18 protein-coding genes are annotated in these 18430 nt (G+C 42.4%); 12 read left to right on the top strand and 6 right to left on the bottom strand.

Features of this window, described 5'->3' with window-relative positions; genetic code table 11:
• Window positions 1-140: 140 nt before the first annotated feature.
• Window positions 141-563 (bottom strand): HIT family protein, encoded by a 423-nt coding sequence (locus DET59_RS21090; RefSeq protein ID WP_113971546.1) that lies wholly within the window; start codon window positions 561-563, stop codon window positions 141-143.
• Between the two features lie 705 nt (window positions 564-1268).
• Between DET59_RS21090 and DET59_RS21085 the strand changes: the two genes are divergently transcribed.
• From DET59_RS21085 to DET59_RS21070, 4 genes are all read left to right on the top strand, one after another.
• Complete coding sequence (locus DET59_RS21085) at window positions 1269-2012, top strand: ABC transporter ATP-binding protein (protein WP_113971550.1); 744 nt, start codon at window positions 1269-1271, stop codon at window positions 2010-2012.
• Window positions 2002-3231 carry an ABC transporter permease gene (locus DET59_RS21080; protein WP_258549762.1) on the top strand — a complete coding sequence of 410 codons (1230 nt, stop codon included), beginning with the start codon at window positions 2002-2004 and terminating at the stop codon, window positions 3229-3231. The genes DET59_RS21085 and DET59_RS21080 overlap by 11 nt, the downstream gene beginning before the upstream one ends.
• Before the next feature lie 66 nt (window positions 3232-3297).
• Window positions 3298-4002: an EcsC family protein gene (locus DET59_RS21075; protein WP_113971545.1), complete on the top strand. Its 705-nt coding sequence runs from the start codon at window positions 3298-3300 to the stop codon at window positions 4000-4002.
• 150 nt (window positions 4003-4152) lie between these two features.
• Window positions 4153-4560 carry a DoxX family protein gene (locus DET59_RS21070; RefSeq protein WP_113971544.1) on the top strand — a complete coding sequence of 136 codons (408 nt, stop codon included), beginning with the start codon at window positions 4153-4155 and terminating at the stop codon, window positions 4558-4560.
• 45 nt (window positions 4561-4605) lie between these two features.
• Here DET59_RS21070 and DET59_RS21065 read toward each other — a convergent pair whose 3' ends face one another.
• Window positions 4606-5808, bottom strand: coding sequence for a M20 family metallopeptidase (locus tag DET59_RS21065; RefSeq protein ID WP_113971543.1), 1203 nt, complete (start codon window positions 5806-5808; stop codon window positions 4606-4608).
• Window positions 5809-5903: 95 nt separating this feature from the next.
• Here DET59_RS21065 and DET59_RS21060 point away from each other — a divergent pair, with 95 nt between their 5' ends.
• On the top strand, window positions 5904-6503 hold the full coding sequence (locus DET59_RS21060; protein ID WP_113971542.1) for a phosphatase PAP2 family protein: 600 nt from the start codon (window positions 5904-5906) through the stop codon (window positions 6501-6503).
• 37 nt (window positions 6504-6540) lie between these two features.
• On the opposite strand, the gene DET59_RS21055 is transcribed toward DET59_RS21060, so the two are convergent.
• On the bottom strand, window positions 6541-7938 hold the full coding sequence (locus tag DET59_RS21055) for a hypothetical protein (protein ID WP_113971541.1): 1398 nt from the start codon (window positions 7936-7938) through the stop codon (window positions 6541-6543).
• Between the two features lie 243 nt (window positions 7939-8181).
• Between DET59_RS21055 and liaF the strand changes: the two genes are divergently transcribed.
• Genes liaF through DET59_RS21040 form a run of 3 tightly spaced genes read left to right on the top strand, consistent with a single transcriptional unit; the run spans window position 8182 to window position 10712 of the window.
• The gene (gene liaF, locus DET59_RS21050) at window positions 8182-8988 is read left to right on the top strand and encodes a cell wall-active antibiotics response protein LiaF (protein ID WP_181778269.1); all 807 of its coding nucleotides are present in this window, start codon (window positions 8182-8184) and stop codon (window positions 8986-8988) included.
• A gap of 23 nt (window positions 8989-9011) precedes the next feature.
• On the top strand, window positions 9012-10040 hold the full coding sequence (locus DET59_RS21045; protein ID WP_258549761.1) for a sensor histidine kinase: 1029 nt from the start codon (window positions 9012-9014) through the stop codon (window positions 10038-10040).
• A gap of 18 nt (window positions 10041-10058) precedes the next feature.
• The gene (locus DET59_RS21040; protein WP_113971539.1) at window positions 10059-10712 is read left to right on the top strand and encodes a response regulator transcription factor; all 654 of its coding nucleotides are present in this window, start codon (window positions 10059-10061) and stop codon (window positions 10710-10712) included.
• 91 nt (window positions 10713-10803) lie between these two features.
• Here DET59_RS21040 and DET59_RS21035 read toward each other — a convergent pair whose 3' ends face one another.
• Window positions 10804-11379, bottom strand: a complete 576-nt coding sequence (locus DET59_RS21035; protein WP_113971538.1) for a cysteine hydrolase family protein — start codon at window positions 11377-11379, stop codon at window positions 10804-10806.
• A 199-nt stretch (window positions 11380-11578) separates the two neighbouring features.
• A complete protein-coding gene (locus DET59_RS21030; protein ID WP_113971537.1) occupies window positions 11579-12085 on the bottom strand; it encodes an antibiotic biosynthesis monooxygenase family protein in 507 nt (168 codons plus the stop codon).
• A 276-nt stretch (window positions 12086-12361) separates the two neighbouring features.
• Here DET59_RS21030 and hemE point away from each other — a divergent pair, with 276 nt between their 5' ends.
• The 3 genes from hemE (at window position 12362) to hemY (ending at window position 15926) form a co-directional block, all read left to right on the top strand.
• Window positions 12362-13393, top strand: coding sequence for a uroporphyrinogen decarboxylase (gene hemE / locus DET59_RS21025; protein WP_113971536.1), 1032 nt, complete (start codon window positions 12362-12364; stop codon window positions 13391-13393).
• A gap of 90 nt (window positions 13394-13483) precedes the next feature.
• Window positions 13484-14413 carry a ferrochelatase gene (gene hemH / locus DET59_RS21020; protein ID WP_113971535.1) on the top strand — a complete coding sequence of 310 codons (930 nt, stop codon included), beginning with the start codon at window positions 13484-13486 and terminating at the stop codon, window positions 14411-14413.
• Between the two features lie 115 nt (window positions 14414-14528).
• Window positions 14529-15926 carry a protoporphyrinogen oxidase gene (hemY, locus tag DET59_RS21015; RefSeq protein ID WP_113971547.1) on the top strand — a complete coding sequence of 466 codons (1398 nt, stop codon included), beginning with the start codon at window positions 14529-14531 and terminating at the stop codon, window positions 15924-15926.
• Between the two features lie 136 nt (window positions 15927-16062).
• On the opposite strand, the gene DET59_RS21010 is transcribed toward hemY, so the two are convergent.
• The gene (locus tag DET59_RS21010; protein ID WP_113971534.1) at window positions 16063-17469 is read right to left on the bottom strand and encodes a LysM peptidoglycan-binding domain-containing protein; all 1407 of its coding nucleotides are present in this window, start codon (window positions 17467-17469) and stop codon (window positions 16063-16065) included.
• Between the two features lie 186 nt (window positions 17470-17655).
• Between DET59_RS21010 and DET59_RS21005 the strand changes: the two genes are divergently transcribed.
• Entirely contained in the window at window positions 17656-18231 is a 576-nt protein-coding gene (locus DET59_RS21005) for a TetR/AcrR family transcriptional regulator (RefSeq protein WP_113971533.1), read from the top strand.
• Window positions 18232-18430 lie beyond the last annotated feature (199 nt).

Raw genomic sequence — 18430 nt, 5'->3', positions numbered from 1 at the left:
GTTGTGTAGCGTTGGTGGCCTAGGCCACCAACGCTACACAACGGGAGTTCCCCTAGGACCATGAAAGAGTGTTGCATTTAATATTGCAATTTACGTGAAAAAACCTGATTCCCTTTTGCTTCAGGGATCAGGCTCGATTTTTATGAAAGATGCTGTGCTATGGATTCAGCTATTCCTTTTAAGTCTTCTTGAGTGTAGTCATCATTATGTGTCTTCCAAACGGCTCCAAAGCCATCTCCCTGGCCGTAGCGGGGAATGAAGTGCATGTGGAAATGGAAGACAGATTGTCCTGCTTCTTCACCTGCGTTGCTTAACAAGTTCATTCCAATTGGATTAAACTCGGCCTTTATACTCTCAGCAATCCTGGGTGCAACGGAGAAGAGGTGGCTTGCCATATCGGGAGTCAGCTCATAGATATTTTCTTTATGTACCTTTGGAATTAGTAATGTATGTCCTTTCGTCACTTGACTAATATCAAGGAAAGCAAGGACATGCTCATCTTCGTACACTTTCATTGCAGGGATCTCACCGTCGATAATCTTGCAAAAAATACAGTCACTCATATTTACTCCACCTTTTTTGTAATGGCATTTTTATGTATTTTATCATGAAAGAGAAAAGAAATGAAGAAGAGACAGGAACGATTTTCCTGCCTCTCTTCTTGAAGGGGTAATACTATAAAGGTTTATATGTCAGGCTTCATTCTCTTTGATAAACACCTCATTCACTAGTAGCTTCTGTAGTGATACATTCTTAAGGTAGAATGAAAATTGTTCAATGCGACCATCCCCTTATCTTTTCGCTATTTAAGCAATTCAGACAATAGAAACTGTTAGCCGTCTTGGACAAACACCTCATTTGCTATAAGGATGATATGTGTAAACCATTAGAAACATGAATGACTTTGTGCAATGTGACCATCCCCTTATCTCCTAAGCTTGAGAAGCTAATAAAGTAGGTTCAGTCAAAGTGTGCTTTAACAAACACCTCATTTATCAAATTTTTGAACAAATGAATATGGTGAGTGTGTCATTCACTATAGAAGACGACAATCCTTACAGTCGCAAACAATAGTGAAATCGGTTAGCTGGTCTTTAACAACCATCCCCTTTTTCTTATTGCTGGCCCCTTCAAATATTATGATGTGCAAATCGAGTATGGTTATGAATGCTAAAATATGGAATGGGAAATTGGTTTAACAATGCCTTTACCATGAAATTTTGATAAAATAGAGAAAACCATGTAGAAGAGAAAGGACGTTGCTGCTTGTGTCATTATTAGAAATCAAACACCTGGTTGGCGGGTATACCCGAAAACCGGTCTTAAAGGATATAACATTCTCCATACATTCAAATGAAATTGTCGGATTAATCGGCCTGAACGGAGCAGGGAAAAGTACGACGATCAAGCATATAATTGGTCTCATGGAAGCAAAGCAAGGAGAAGTGTCCATTAATGGTCACACCTTGAAGAGTGATGCCGATCAGTATCGAAAGCAGTTTTCTTACATACCGGAAACACCGATTCTTTATGATGAGCTTACCCTTGAAGAGCATTTAAAACTTACGGCCATGGCTTACGGCTTATCAGAGTCTGAGTATAAAGGAAGAATTGATAAACTGTTGAAGGCATTTCGTATGGAGAAGAAGATGAGCTGGTTTCCTGCCCATTTTTCAAAAGGAATGAAACAAAAGGTGATGATCATGTGCGCCTTTCTTATTCAGCCCAGCCTCTATATCATTGACGAGCCGTTTGTTGGATTAGATCCACTCGGGATTCAGTCACTGTTGGACTGGATGCAGGAGATGAAGCAAAATGGTGCTGGAATACTGATGTCTACGCATATTTTAGCAACGGCAGAAAGATATTGTGACTCATTCATCATCCTTCATGAAGGGAAAATTCGTGCTAAAGGAACGCTTCAGGAGCTTCGTAAGGAATTCTCCATGCCGGGTGCAACGTTAGATGATATATATATCCAGCTGACGAAGGAAGAATCCCATGATGAATAAGGTGGAAAGTATTTGGAAGAAACGAATTGTAGAGTATAATCAGGAACTTCAAAAGTATTTGAAATACATGTTTAACGATCATTTACTATTCGTCCTGATCTTTGCTTTGGGAGGAGCTGCGTATACATATAACCAGTGGGTGAAAACCCTGGATCCTGCTTTTCCTGCACCACTCATCATGGCGGTGATCATTGGGCTGATACTTGCCTGGAGTCCGGTTTATACGTTTCTGAGGGAAGCGGATGCCGTATTCCTTTTACCGTTAGAAGGGCGATTATCGAGTTATTTCACCAAATGCATCTGGATCAGCTTCATGTTTCAATCATACATTCAACTGCTCGTACTGGCTGCTCTCATGCCAATGTATGTAGCAGTATCCGGGAGCAGCTTTGGAAGCTTCTTTCCGTTACTTGGCTTTGTATTGGCCTTAAAGGTATGGAATCTGTATGTACGCTGGTTCATGCTGCGCTTTCAAGAAAGGGAAGCCCACCTGACGGACAGCTTGTTACGCTTTTTATTAAGCGGTGCTCTTGTGTTCTTGGTGTTATCGGGGGCTGAATACTGGATGGTCATCGTCGTTGCTTTCATCATGCTCGGATATGCGTTTTACTTTTTTCAATCAACAAAAGGTAAAAATCTTAAATGGGATTTGTTAATCAATCTGGAGGAGCAGCGAATGCTGATCTTTTACCGGATCGCCAATATGTTCACGGATGTCCCTAAGCTGAAAGGGAAGGTGCACCGGAGAAAATGGCTTGATGGGCTTGTGCGGACACCTTTCTCTCAAGCATCGACGTATCGGTATTTGTATCTTCGGTCGTTGGTGAGAACAAGTGAATATTCGGGTCTTTACATTCGGTTAACCTTGATCGGTGCTCTGTTGATTTATTCGAATTCTTCTTTTATCTTTAGTATTCTGACGGCATTAGTGTTTCTTTATTTAACAGCTTTTCAGCTGATCCCCTTGTTTAAACGGTTTGATTATAAGATATGGGTACTCATTTATCCCGTATCACGGGAATTAAAGAAATCCTCTTTTCAAAAAATCATGAATCAGGCCATGATGATCCAAGCCGCTCTGTTTTCCCTTCCTCTATTTTTAAAGGGGGAATGGATAGAAGGGCTGATCACGTTACTGGTCGGGTTATCATTTTCAATTCTATTTAGTCAGTTTTACTTAGTCCAGCGATTGAAGAAGATGGAAGAAACATTATTTTAGTGAAACAATCCGCCAGAATGAAACGTATAGAAAGAGTAAACAGATAAAAAAGGATGGTGGTTCAGTGTGAACCATGAAAGAGAAGAGCTCGATTCCTGGAAGCGTAAGTTCAGTAGAAAATCTTCCATCTTTAAGCGGGTTTCGAAGCAGGCTCAAACAAAAGTGAATCAATGGATCCCTGAGAAAGCACATAACGTAGTAACGGAAAGTATCAAGAAGATGGTAGAAGTAACGTTAAAGGGAAGCGAGTGGGTACCCCTACAGCAGGTCTCCGTGAAGTCTTCCCTGAAGGAAAGAGAAGCGCTGATGAAGGAACGAGTGGAATTTTACCGGAAAGCGGCAACGATTGAAGGGGCAGGAACAGGTGCAGGTGGAATCTTTCTCGGCCTGGCGGATTTTCCGTTACTCCTATCAATCAAAATGAAATTTCTGAGCGAATGCTCTGCCATTCATGGCTATGATACAAAACAATATGAGGAACGACTGTTTCTGCTATATGTCTTTCAGCTTGCATTCTCCAGTGATTCTCATAAAAAACATGTCCTCGACATCATCGAAAACTGGGATGTGGAAAAAGAAAAACTGAAAGAATTGGACTGGAGAACTTTCCAGCAGGAGTATCGGGATTACATTGATTTCGTTAAATTGTTTCAACTCATTCCCGGGGTAGGGGCTGTGGTGGGAGCCTATGCAAACTATCAACTTCTTGATCAATTGGGGGAAGTGGCAAAATATGCTTATCGGATTCGGTACTTTCATGATATAGAATAGTAGTGAGGGAAGGTCGACGTGATGGTCGATCTTTTTTTGTGAGGATATTTGGCAGGCTTTACGGGAAGCAAACGCTTTTTTTTATTTCCTCTGAATATTCAGGTATAGTTAGAAAGTACGTTATCATTATAGTAGTGAGGTGTGAAATAGATGAACAAACGCAAGAAAGGTTTGAAAGTGTTAGGACTTATTCTATTCTCATTCTTCTTCTTTTTAGCAGGGGTGTTTCACTTTATTGAAGCTCAAGGGTTCGCCAAAATGATCCCTGAATTCATTCCTCTAAGGGAAGAGATTGTGTATATTACGGGAATGATCGAGTTTATATTGGCTATACTCCTGCTTATTCCAAAGACTCGTGAAAAAGCGGGGGTCGTCACAGCGATCTATTTAGTTCTCATCTTTCCTGCCAATATTTATGCCGCCATTAAAGGAATTCCAGCTCCAGGGAATGAAGAAGCGAATGTTGTGCTGCTTTGGGTGAGGTTATTATTTCAACCGCTATTGATCTGGTGGGTCTTGGTGGTAAGTAAGATCGAAAAAAATCATCGTTTTTATTAAGAGTAAAGGATCAGGCAAATATCGCGCCTGATCCTTTTTTTTGACTTACTTTGTAAGTGTTTCTGTGACAGAATGCCTTTGTTGATATTGAATGGCAGCAGATGCCAGTGATTTAGCGGCAATCAGAAGAGCCTTTTCGTTAATATCAAACTTGGGATGATGGTGGGGGAAGGCAACTTCAACATTATCCGGCTTGGCACCTGTAAAAAAGAAGGTACCCTTTACATGTTCTAAGTAATGGGAGAAATCTTCCCCGCCCATTTGCATTTCAATTTCTTCCACTCTATGAACTTCATCGACTGTATCCACACTTTGAATCAACAGATCCGTTTCCTCCTCGTGATTCACGACAGCAGGATATCCGCGTTCATACACATATTCATACTCACAACGGGCTGAAAGGCATGCACCTTTCAGGATCTGTTCGATTTCTTCTTCGATAAAGTCTCTGACCTCAGGATTGAATGTACGGACTGTTCCAATCAGTTTAGCGGAATCGGCAATCACATTAAAAGCGTTATCTGCCATAAATGAACCGATTGTCACGACGGCAGGGTCAATCGGATTCACCCTTCTGCTGACAATTTGCTGAAGCTCGGAAACGACCTGAGCCCCGATCACGATGGAATCCTTCGTTTTATGAGGCTGTGCCCCGTGACCGCCGGACCCCTTGATGATGATTTCAAATCTATCAGCAGCAGCCATGATGGGACCTGTTCGATATAGAATTTTTCCGAGAGGCTCACTTGACCATAAATGAGTTCCGAAAATAACATCCACTCCATCCAGGCAGCCCGCTTCAATCATGGGTTTCGCTCCGCCTGGTGCATATTCTTCCGCATGCTGATGAATCAGAACTATAGTGCCAGATAGCACATCGCGCATTTCATGCAGGGTTTTACCCAATACTAATAGTGTTGCTGTATGACCGTCATGGCCGCATGCATGCATGACACCTGGAACGGTGGAGCGATATTCCACATCCTTTTCATCCTGGATGGGGAGGGCGTCAAAGTCTGCACGAAGTGCCACCGTTTTACCCGGGAGGGCACCCTTGATTCTTGCTACCACCCCATTGCCACCGACTTGTTCCTGGACGGGCACCCCGATTTTATTGTAGTAATCAGCAATGTATGCAGCTGTGTTTTTCTCTTGGAAGGATAATTCAGGATGCTGATGGAGGAATCTTCTGATTTCGACCATCTCTATCCAACGTTCTTCTAATTTCTGATATAATTCATTCAGCAAGTGCACAACCTCCTATTATTTGATGAATATTACGAATATTATAACACTAAATATTGAGAGGGAAGTAATCAGAGTGAAATTCAAGGAGGATCAAGATGAAGAAGTTTCAATACATAACGGCCATCATTTCATTTGTACTGTTTATGACCATCGCCCATTTTGTTTTTTATGAAATGGAAATTTTAGGTGAGGATTATCTCTTGTCTAACATGAGCAACCTTCACTTTATCGAATTGTTTTCCGTAATCGGTACTGAATTAGTGATTGGGATCGCATCCATCGCCCTTATTTTATATCTTTGGTGGGCCAAGAAGGACTTTATTGGAATCATTACCGTTGTTGTCCTGGTAGCGGGTAGTAACGTCCTGAATAAAGCAATCAAAGGTTTGATGGAAAGAGAAAGGCCTCCATTTTCACATGGTGAGGAAGGGTTCAGCTTTCCAAGCGGCCATGCCATGGTGGGGCTTGTCTTCTTACTGGTCATTGCATACTTCATTAGTAGAGAGATCTCTTCTACCGGAATGAAAGTGACCCTCTTTATCCTGGCCATCACCCTTTCCCTCCTGACAGGCATCAGCAGAATAGTGGAACAGGCTCACTATCCATCGGACGTCGCAGCCGGATACCTACTGGGATACTCCTTTTTTGTCCTGTGTATCTTTCTTTATGAGAAGCGGCCCAAACAGGAAAGATAAGGGACGGACCTAAACCAAGGTCCGTCCCTCACTATATTTAAATCAAAAACATCGCTACAATCGTGGTGGCTACTAATCCGATGACGACAGGAAGCATGTTACGCCGTGCGAGTTCGAATGGATCAACTCCACAGATGGCAGCCGCCGGGATGAGGGCCCATGGGACGAGTGTTCCACCCCCGACCCAAATGGCTGCGACTTGCCCAAGGGCGGTTAGGGTTGCAACTCCAGACCCAATGCTATCTGCGAATAGATTGGCTACGGAACCGGCTAGTGAGATTCCGGAAAAACCGGATCCGTCAAGGCCCGTAATCGCTCCAACGGTCGTAAGGGTGATCGCCCCGACTGCTGTAGAGAGGGGAACGACGGCAGCAAGAGATGCCCCGAGGTCATTGACGATTCCTTGAGAAGTTGAAGGAAGGAAGTCGCCGATAATCGTTTGAAACCCTGAATCTCCCAAGTAGAAGAAAGCGGCGATCGGAATTACGGGACCAAACACTTTAAATCCAAATTGAAACCCGTCAATCAGCAAGCTCGTCGTTTTCTCCAATCCCTTTCCTTTATAGGCAGCCAAGGAAATCAAGAGAAGAATGATGATGGATGTCCCACCGATCAGTGCGGTTGCATCTCCCCCTTGAAGATCAAATAGAACCATAGCGGTAATATCCAGGGCAAATAAAATAGGGATAAGAATGGCAATTGTTCGTTTCCATCGTAAAGATAACAGATTAGGTGACTCCTTTTGATCCTGTTCGATGGACGAAAGGGAGCTCGAATCCACCGAGAGGATTCCTTTCTTCATATCTCTTTTGAGGAAAAGGAATGCAGTAACGGTTGTGACGACCCCCATCACGATAATAAGGGGGATACTTGCAGAAATAACATCTGATACAGGTATCCCTGCTGCGTCGGCCGTTAACTTCGGAGCTGCCTGAATGACAAAATCTCCGGAAAGGGCGATACCGTGACCGAATAAGTTCATGGCCATGGCAATTCCAAGAGCCGGTAATCCGACTCGTAAGGCAACAGGTACTAACACGGCACCGAGGAGAGCTACTGCAGGCGACGGCCAGAAGAACCAAGATATAAACATCATCACAAGACCGATTGTCCAGTAAGCAAGGGCCGGTGTCCGGATAAACTTCGTAAACGGCCGTATCATGACATCGTTAATACCGGTAATAGTCATCCCTTTACTCATTGCTACGATGATGGAAATCACGAGAATGGTGGATAGGAGTTCGGTGATGGCGAATATAAAGCTGTTAAATATACTACTAATCGATCCGCTTAACGATCCTGTTGCCACCAGGGCAATGCTGAAGATTCCCAGGATACATACGATCGTGGTGTCTTTCCGGAAAATCATGAATAGGATGATGAATCCTATAAAAGCTAAATAAATCCAATGAAGAGCCGTTAAATCAATCCCCATTAGAAAAAACCTCCTCTAAATCATTCCTCAAACTTTAGGCATCTGCCCTGATCTGTACTATAGATTATGAAAATAGTGAAAAGGTGTGATGGCAGGTTGGGAACATTTTTTCCGTCTCGAGACCGAGGCAGAATCATGCCGGTGCTCCTCAATAAACGGGAGAAAGCCATTTATAATGAATGTAGTAACAGGAATTTATTCATTTATAGCGAAACTAATAGTAGATGTGAAGGTGGTGTTGGTATGAGGTATAAGGGAAGAAAACAATGGTTTTTCTCGTTCCTGTTGATGGCGATAGGATTGTTGTTATTACTATTGAATATTGGTGTCATTTCCTTGGAAATAACGAAGATATTTGTCAATATTATTCCGATTTTGTTGTTACTCCTTGGCTTGAAGTGGACGGTAGACAGTTTTCTGAAGGAAAGCTTTGGGAAATTACTGTTTGGACTATTCGGTTTGGTGTTAGGGGTACTCATTATTCTCGATGGGTATGATGTAATGAATTTCGACTATGGAAGCTGGTGGAAACTATGGCCACTCTTTATTATCGCAATCGCCATTCATCGGCTTATCAGAAATAAACCGATAAGAGTAAGTATAAGCAACGAATACCCATTTGAGAAAACATCCCAAATAGGCTTTGAGAATGAGGGTGATAAAACCCCTCCAAAGAAAAATAAGATGAACAGAGGTTTTATCGTCGGAGATATTCGATTTTCCGAGCCAAACTGGCCCCTTGAAAATATGAAACTTTACAATGCCATTGGAGATTATTATTTTGACTTCAGTAAAGCCTTTATTCCTGAAGGGGAAACGCCTATTGAAATCAAAGGCTGGATCGGCGATGTGAAAATGATCATACCGGAAAACGTACCTGTGGAAATCACCTTGAGGGTACAAGTCGGGGATATTAAATTATTTGACCAAAAGTCAGCAGATATTCGTTCCGAGCTTTATTACCGTTCGCCGGAATACGAACAGGCAAGTAAGAAAATCAAGCTGGCTGTTGACGTGAAAATCGGTTCGATTCGAATAAACCGGGTGTAACGTAAGTAAAAGGAGGGAAGAATTTGAACAAATCCTCAAACATTCGCAACTGGATTTTTAAAAGCTTTTTCATGATGTCCACCATGGCTGTCCTGCTTTTCTTTATATCGCTTCAGGTCTATTTGTACTTCTCTGAAGGTCCAAGTATTTCTCTTGAACTATCGATTTATTTGACTATGTGGTTAGCCATCATACTTCTATTATTGAGTATTTATTTCGGATTTCGTACGGGGTATACATTCAAAGGGAGAATCGATGATATTTCTACATTCGTGACCCTGTTAAGAAGCGGGAAGTTTTCTGCAAGGGTGGATCGCTTTGAACATGATGAGCTTGGAATATTATCTGATGAATTAAATCAACTTGCGGTGTTCATTCAAGAGCAGGTCAAGTCACTACAGAGATTAGCTGATGAGAAATCCGAGCTTGCCGATCAAGCTCATCAGGCAGCTGTCATGGAAGAGCGGCAAAGACTTGCACGGGACCTTCATGATTCAGTCAGTCAGCAATTATTCGCGTTGAATATGCTTTCTTCTGCGGCGCAAAAAAGCATCAACTCAGATCCAAAAAAGGTTGGTACGATTGTAACACAAGTGGCTGAAATTGCAGGGAAAGCGCAAGGGGAGATGAGGGCTCTTCTTCTTCATTTACGACCGATCGATTTAAAAGGTGAAAGTCTTTGTGAAGCGTTAACCATATTAATTAGAGAATTAAAGGAAAAAACGCAGATTGAAATCGAAGCCAGCCTCGACGGGATTGAGAATCTTTCAAAAGGGACCGAAACCCATATGTTCAGGATCATTCAGGAGTGCCTTTCTAATATCCTGCGTCACTCAGAGGCAACGAAAGTGAAGATTGTGACGGAGAAAAAGGACGGTTATGTCGCTCTGTACATAAGTGACAATGGAAGAGGTTTTAACCTGAGAGAAAACAAGATGACATCGTACGGACTTCAGACGATGAGAGAGCGTGCCGAGGAAATCGGGGGATTGTTTCAAATTCGTTCTAAAGAGAAGGAAGGAACGTATATTGACCTGAGGATTCCGGTCTAAACCAAAGGGGGAAAACAGATGGATAAGGTAAAGGTGATGATAGTTGATGATCACGAAATGGTTCGATTAGGAATGAAAACCTATTTGTTGACAGAGGATCGGATTGAATTCCTGGGGGAAGCGAAAAGCGGTAACGAAGCGGCTCAGCTTGCGAAACTGTATATGCCCGATGTGATTCTGATGGATTTATTAATGGAGGACGGGAATGGAATCGAGGCAACTAAGAAAATCCTAACCTTTCATCCCCACTGTAAAATCATCATTCTTACAAGCTATTATGATGATGAAAAAGTGTTTCCAGCCATAGAAGCAGGGGCTCATAGTTATTTGCTGAAAACGGCAAGTGCGGAAGAAGTGACATCGGCTGTTTATAAAGCGATGAAGGGGGAGTCCGTCATTGCCTCCAAAGTGGCGGATAAGATGATGAATAGATTCCGCCCTCAGGTAAGAAAACCTCATGAAGAGCTGACTGCGAGAGAACTGGATGTATTGAAATGCCTGGGAGAAGGGATGACGAATCAGGAAATTTCCGAAGAGCTTTTCATAGGGGTAAAGACCGTTAAGACCCATGTAAGTAATATCCTGAGTAAGCTAGGAGTCACGGATCGGACGCAGGCAGCGATTTATGCGAATCGGAATGGGATATTATACAGTAAGAATATGAAAGAATAGATAGTACTACAGATAACGCAAAGGGGCTTAGTCAAGGGGAATGCAATCATTCCCCTTGACTAAGCCCCTTTTGCGAGAACAGAAAAGTTACTTAGAAAGTAACGGGTCTACTTAAATTGAATCGTGAAAAGAGTATGGATTCTGTTGAAGAGATGGTGGCGAATTCATGATGAAGATTAGCCAGTGACAGTCCGTGAACAATTTCAGCTGAAAATAAAGAACCATCATAGGAATACGTTTCAAAGCATGCTGTGGCATCAAAAGGAACAGTCACATCATAACCTAAGTTCTGAGCCATGCGAACCGTAGTGGATACACAGTGATTCGTCGTGAAGCCCATCACTACAAGGGATGTGAACTTTTCCCTTTTTAAATACAAATCCAGGTCCGTATCGATAAAGGCGCTGTTGACGTGCTTAATGATTTGCTTTTCGTTTCGTGAAGGACGGAATTCGTCTATAAAATCGAACCCTGAGCAGCTTGAGTGCAGTTGTGATTCCATATCATTGGAAGAATGCTGTACGTGGACGACCGGCCATGCCTTTTCTCTCCATGCGCGAAGAAGCTGATAAGCGTTTTCTTCCATAGCAGGATTATTCCGCTTTCCCCATGAAGGATGACTAAATGCCTTTTGAAAGTCAATCAGAAGCAAACACGTTTGACTCATCGGTACTCAACTCCTTTCATATAGGGTGTTATGTGAATAAATGCAAAGCAAATATCTATGACCAATACGATAAAGTATACTGTTAATAATTTGTAATTATGTATGTACACTCTAAGTGTAATTGTTAAGTTTGAGGAACCGGAGAGTAGATGGCACGAAGGAAAATAAAAAGCTGCCTCAAAATCCGGCAGCTCATGTGTCACTCTTCACCTGTTACATGGTATTCACTTACATAGGAAGCGCGGGGGAAGATATCTTTCTTATTATCAATTCCCTCTTCCGTTCCACGCTTTTCATGTGCTTTCTGGTATTGCTTGGATTCCTGCCAACCTATGAAGCTTTTCTCATCTTCCCATTGAGTCATAATCACATATGTATCCGTGTCTAATGGGCGAAGAACCCGGATAGCCGTAAAGCCCGGAACTTCTTCAATCAATCCTGCACGGTTTTTAAAACGGTATTCAAATAGTGGGCGACCTTCATCTGTAACAGGAATGTTATTGAAAACCACATATCCTTTATTATTAAGCTCACCTGATTGATCGACAGTTTCATATTTGCGGGGGGATTCAAAGACACTTTCACCATTTGTCTCATGAAGCAGCATGGCATCTTTCCCCTGCATTAAGATCATTTTTTCATCTGTATGCCGATTCATTAATTTTTGCAGAAATTCGTGGGTTCCCGTTGTTATATACACCTTCATCCAAATCACCTCAATTAATTAGTTACCTCTATTATACTCTTCCCTAATCTTTTTCTCTTGTAACATGTTTTCTGGATATTTTTTCATCCACCTTGAAAATCGGCAAATTTATGACATTTTCCCTTGATAACTATACAACTCTCTTTAAAACGTCTATAGTTTAAAAGGGTTACAATTCGTACGGACATATTGAAAAATAGTACAATTTCAGAATCTAATTGAATTAGTATACAATGGGAATAATGGAGTTACATAGAAAGGTGGACGAACAAAGGTATGAAACAAATGAATGATACATTTTTACGAGCTGCAAGGGGAGAGAAGACGGACTATACTCCGGTTTGGTATATGAGACAAGCTGGGCGTTCACAACCTGAATACCGCAAAATCAAAGAAAAGTATTCTCTGTTTGAAATCACACACCAGCCTGAGCTTTGCGCATATGTGACCAGGCTGCCGGTGGAACAATATGATGTGGATGCAGCGATCCTTTATAAAGACATTATGTCACCACTTCCTTCCATAGGAGTGGATGTAGAAATCAAATCAGGAATCGGCCCCGTGATCGATAACCCGATTCGTACGACAGCGGATGTAGAGAAGCTGGGAGAAATCGACCCCGAAAATGATGTTCCTTACGTATTAGATACCATTAAATTATTGACAGTTGAGCAACTGTCCGTGCCGTTGATCGGTTTTGCCGGTGCACCTTTTACAATGGCAAGCTACATGATTGAAGGCGGTCCTTCGAAAAACTATAATAAAACAAAAGCGTTCATGTATGCAGAACCCCAAGCATGGTTTGCATTAATGGATAAACTTGCCGCTATGACAGTGACGTATGCGAAAGCTCAAATCAAAGCAGGAGCTTCTGCTTTCCAAATTTTCGACTCATGGGTCGGGGCATTGAATATACAAGATTATCGTACTTACATTAAGCCGGTCATGGAGAAGATCTTTACAGAATTGAAGGAAGAGAACGTACCATTGATTATGTTTGGTGTAGGAGCAAGCCACTTAGCGAATGAATGGCATGACCTCCCTCTTGATGTAGTTGGATTAGACTGGCGTCTGCCGATTAAAGAAGCTAGAGAAAGAGGCATTTCCAAAACAGTAATGGGGAATCTGGATCCTGCGATTCTATTAGCTCCTTGGGAGGTTATTGAAGACAGAGCCAAGGCGATCCTTGATCAAGGAATGGAGCTTCCAGCTCACATCTTTAACTTAGGACATGGGGTATTCCCGCAAGTAAATCCGGACACATTAAAGCGTCTGGCAGCTTTCGTACATGAATACAGTGCCAGGTAGAGCACATTCATACGTGTGTAACCATGGATTCACATGAAGAAACATGGCACAATAATGGAATGTATGATACTGATAATGAGGTGAAATGGTATGACAAAGAAAAAAATGGGCCTATTGGTGATGGCCTATGGAACTCCATATAAAGAAGAAGATTTGGAACGTTACTATACGCATATCCGACACGGAAGAGCTCCTTCAGCTGAACTTCTGGAAGACCTCCGTGGACGGTATGAAGCGATTGGTGGCATTTCTCCACTGGCAAAAATCACCCTGGATCAAGCGAAGAGTCTTGAAGAACATTTAAACAGCATGCAAGATGACATTGAGTTTAAAATGTATCTTGGGCTGAAACATATCGAACCTTTCGTGGAAGACGCTGTTGAACAGATGCATAAAGACGGCATTCAAGAAGCTGTTTCGATTGTACTGGCTCCGCATTTCTCAACGTTCAGTGTTAAATCCTACAATGGACGGGCGAAGGAAGCGGCAGAAAAGCTGGGTGGTCCACATATTACATCGGTTGAGAGCTGGTATGATGAACCTAAATTCATTCAGTATTGGGCGGATAGAGTAAAAGAAACCTATGCAAGCATGTCAGATGAGGAACGCAACCATGCCGTTCTGATCGTATCCGCTCATAGTCTGCCGGAACGTATCCTGCAGTCAGGCGATCCGTACCCAATGCAATTAGAGGAAACAGCGAAGATGATTGCAGAGGCCGCAGGCGTGGAGGAATATGCAGTAGGCTGGCAAAGTGAAGGAAACACTCCTGACCCCTGGTTAGGTCCTGACGTTCAGGATTTAACCCGTGACCTATTTAAAGAAAAAGGGTACAAGACATTCGTCTATACTCCGGTAGGTTTCGTATCCGATCATCTAGAAGTGCTATATGACAATGATTATGAATGTAGAGTGGTAACAGATGATATTGGAGCTTCTTACTATCGTCCGGAAATGCCGAATGCCAAACCTGAATTCATCGATGCAATGGCAGATGTCGTGTTAAAACACCTTAAATAATCTCTCGTTTTTGGCTGAAACAAAGGAAGGACTGAGGCATATGAGTTTACACTCACCGCTTTAGTCCTTCTCTATTGTTCCTTAAGATATATTGTTAAAGAAGGCGATGAACGTGTTGGAACAACAAAATAAAAGAGTCGTAATCATAGGTGGAGGGATCACCGGATTAACGACAGCGTACTACCTGCAACAGGAAATAAAGGATAAAAACCTTCCGATCGAAGTGAAGCTAGTGGAAGCCACCCATCGGCTGGGTGGAAAAGTGCAAACCTTGAAAAGGGACGGGTATGTGATCGAAAAGGGACCGGACTCATGTTTAGCCAGCAAACCAGAAGTCTCCCGCTTAGCGGAACGACTCGGAATCGAAGGAACGCTCATTCGAAACCGTAAAGGCACATCCTATGTAATAGCGGGTGGTGAGCTGTATCCGATACCCGGGGGATCCATCGTAGGTATTCCAACTCAAATCGCCCCATTTATTACGACCAGTTTGTTTTCATTGACCGGAAAGATGAGGGCTGCCGCTGATTTCGTGCTTCCCCGCTCCCAGGAAACAGAAGATCAGTCACTGGGGAAATTCTTTCGAAGAAGAATGGGGGATGAAGTGGTTGACCATTTGATCGAACCCCTCTTAACCGGAATTTTTGCCGGGGATATCGATCAATTAAGCTTAATGTCAACTTTTCCGCAACTCTATGAATTAGAACAAAAACATCGTAGTATAATCGCAGGAATCAAAAAGAGCGGTCAATCTGAAAATTCAAATGAAAAAGGGAACTTCCTGACATTTACCGGAGGGCTTCAGTCTCTCATCGATGCCATGGAAGCAGAACTGGACCCGAATACGGTATACAAGAGCATGAAAGTAACCAGCATAGAAAAAGAAGACAGCAATGTTTACACGATTACCTTCACAAACGGTGAACAGTTGGAAGCCGACAGCGTAATCGTCACCACACCTCATCAGGTAGTACAATCCATGTTTCCCTCGTATCCTTTCTTAACCTTTTTAAAAGAAATGCCGGCTACATCCGTGGCAACCGTAGCAATGGGATTCTCACAGGATGCCATCAAAAAAGACATCGCAGGTACGGAATTCCTTGTATCAAGAAACAGTGACTATTCCTTGACGGCGGGAACCTGGACCCATAAAAAATGGCCGCATACTGCCCCGGAAGGAAAGGCATTATTGCGATGTTACCTGGGGAAATCCGGTGACGAAACCATCGTCGATTTATCTGATGATGAAATTGAGCAGATTGTCCTTGAAGATCTTAGCAAAGTCTTAGATATAGAGGGTGCACCTGACTTTACAATCGTGTCCCGTTATAAGAACTCCATGCCTCAATATACAGTTGGCCACAGGGAACGGATCCAGGACATGTATGATCAGGCTGAAGCAAGTCTGCCTGGATTATTTATCGCCGGGAGCTCTTATGAAGGAGTAAGTATTCCTGATTGTATCGTACAGGGGGAAACGACTGTATCGAAAGTGATGAAGTATCTGAAATAGGGTACGTGAGACCGCCAGGGTTGGCGGTCTTTTTTGAATCTAATAGGGTTGGGGAACTAATAGGAAGCTAGGCGGATTTCCTTCCAGTTTTACAAACTAAAAAGACACCTCCTGCAGACAACAGGAGGTGAACCCCTCACTTCACAACCCGATACCTGGAATGCTGCAGCATCCAGTTCTGAGGAAATGCTGATCCCAGAACCCAGTAGCTTAAGCCTCGCAGTCTATACTCATCCACCGTTTTCTGTTTGGCCAGCATACTTCTGGCATCTTCAAACCAGACTTCATGCTTCTGGCCGGTTTCATCCCAATAGGTGAAATAAGGGGATTGATAAACGTCGTTGTATTGAATCCTTACACCATATTTGCTTGCGAGATCAAGTGCACCTTGAGGGGAGACCGTTTTGGCGAAGGTTCCGTCGACCCATGGAACTTTCCAATCTCTACCATAAAGGGGGGCGCCCATCATGATTTTGTTTCTGGGGATGACGGTAACGGCATAATCAAGTACTTTCTTCACTTCATTAATCGGGGCAATCGCCCATGGCTTGCCGCCTGCCCATCCCCATTCGTATGTCATGATGACAACAAAGTCGACAATTTCTCCGTGAGCTTTATAGTCATGGGCTTCATATAAGAGTCCTTTTTGATCAGCTTTAATTTTAGGAGCAAGGGCCGTCGACACAGAGTATCCTTTAGGTTTTAGTGCTGCAACGGTTTTTCTTAAGAAAGTATTATAATTTTCCCGGTCTTCGGGATAGACATATTCGAAATCAAAATTCACTCCTTTATAGCCTTTCATCTCCATTTTCTTTACGATAGATGAGATCAAGGTGTTTTGCAGAGATTCACTTCTTAGGATGGTGGCAACAAGATCAGAGTCGAATTTTCCTCCTGTGAAATTCGTGAGAACCAGTAGAGGATCGACGTTTTGGTTGTATGAGGCTGAAATAAGGGCACTATCATTTAACTCAGTGACCGAACCGTCTTTTGTAATGGAATACGTAAAGGGAGTCAAGTAAGTGAAATAGCTGCCCAAACCGTTGACTTCCGCTGCACCTTCACTATCTGTCCGGGTAATGTAGGCATTCACTTCCGTGGTGAGTTTCGTGTTTGGGATCCTGATTTGCTGGTTGGGATAGATGAGAGAAGGATTGGCAATGGAATTGGCATTTAATATTTCCTGTAGCGGGACTTTATAGTTATAGGAAATGGTATAGAGATATTCCCCTGACTTTACCCTATGAATAAAAGAAGGCATAACGATCAATTGACCGACGAATAACATGGCAGGGTCAGAAATCTGATTGAAATCGATCAATTCTTTTAAACTTATATTGTACTTTTGGCTTATGCTATACAAAGTGTCTCCTGGTTGCACGATGTATTCTTTTAAAGGTTCCGGAATGAGAAGACTTTGTCCAATCACGAGAATATTGGGGTTTTTCAATTGATTTCCGTATGAAATTTGATTGACGTCGACACCGTATCTTTGTGCGATCGACCAAAGAGAATCCCCGCTTTTGACAACATAAATATTCATAAGACACCTCCAAACAAACCTTATCTCTATAGCCTATTCAGAAGGGCTTATTCTATATGAAGGATGAATGATATACTACAAGAAAAAAACACTTGTGTATTGGCAAGAAGTGTGATAAATTTATCAATGTTAACGAAATGACTAAATTTCAAATTTGGTCAACTGGTCATATTAAGGGGTGAGGTCATGGCGATTGATCGAAAGAAACAGGTTCTGGAGGCTGCGACGAATTCGTTCTCACTGTTTGGCTATAAGGCAACGACGATGGATCAAGTGGCAAAATTAGCGAACGTGGGAAAAGGAACGATTTATACGTTTTTTAAAAATAAAGAAGAATTGTTTGATGAAATTGTATCATCTTTAATCAATGAAATGAAACGGGAAGCGGAAGAAGTGATTGATCCGCAGGAAACCTTCTCGGAAAATGTTCATCGTGCATTGTTTCGCATGCTTGAATTCAGGAAAGAGCATAAGCTGACCATCAAGCTTTATCAAGAAGCCCGGGAAATGGGAACTCCTGCTGTATCAGAAGTCATTGATCGCATGGAGGAAGTGGTCATTGAATTCTTGAGTCAACGAATTGAAAAAGCGATTGCTTCAGAAGCGATTAAGCCATGTAATCCTGAAATGACCGCCTTTGTTATGTTGAAGATGTACGTTTCACTTATTTTCGATTGGGAACGGGCGCATGGTCCACTAGATAAAGATGAAATAGCCAATCTCTTTGAACTATATTTAATTAAAGGATTATCGAATCGATAGTCCTTCATCTTTGGTAACGAATGACTAAATGAATGAAGTAGTCATTTATTTTTACACTATAGTGACTATTTGAACTAATTGGTCAAAAATTCAAATTCAGAAAAATGGTAGTGTCAAAAAACTTATGAAAAGTTGTAAAGGGCACTATCTTTAACCCCAAAGTAAGGTTCTTGGTCGCCGCAATCGCTCTTGACAAACA

The organism is Rossellomorea aquimaris, from assembly GCF_003315075.1.
Taxonomy (GTDB): domain Bacteria; phylum Bacillota; class Bacilli; order Bacillales; family Bacillaceae_B; genus Rossellomorea; species Rossellomorea aquimaris_C.
The sequence above is the reverse complement of the archived record's forward strand: the minus strand, read 5'-3'. Positions and strand labels throughout refer to the sequence as shown.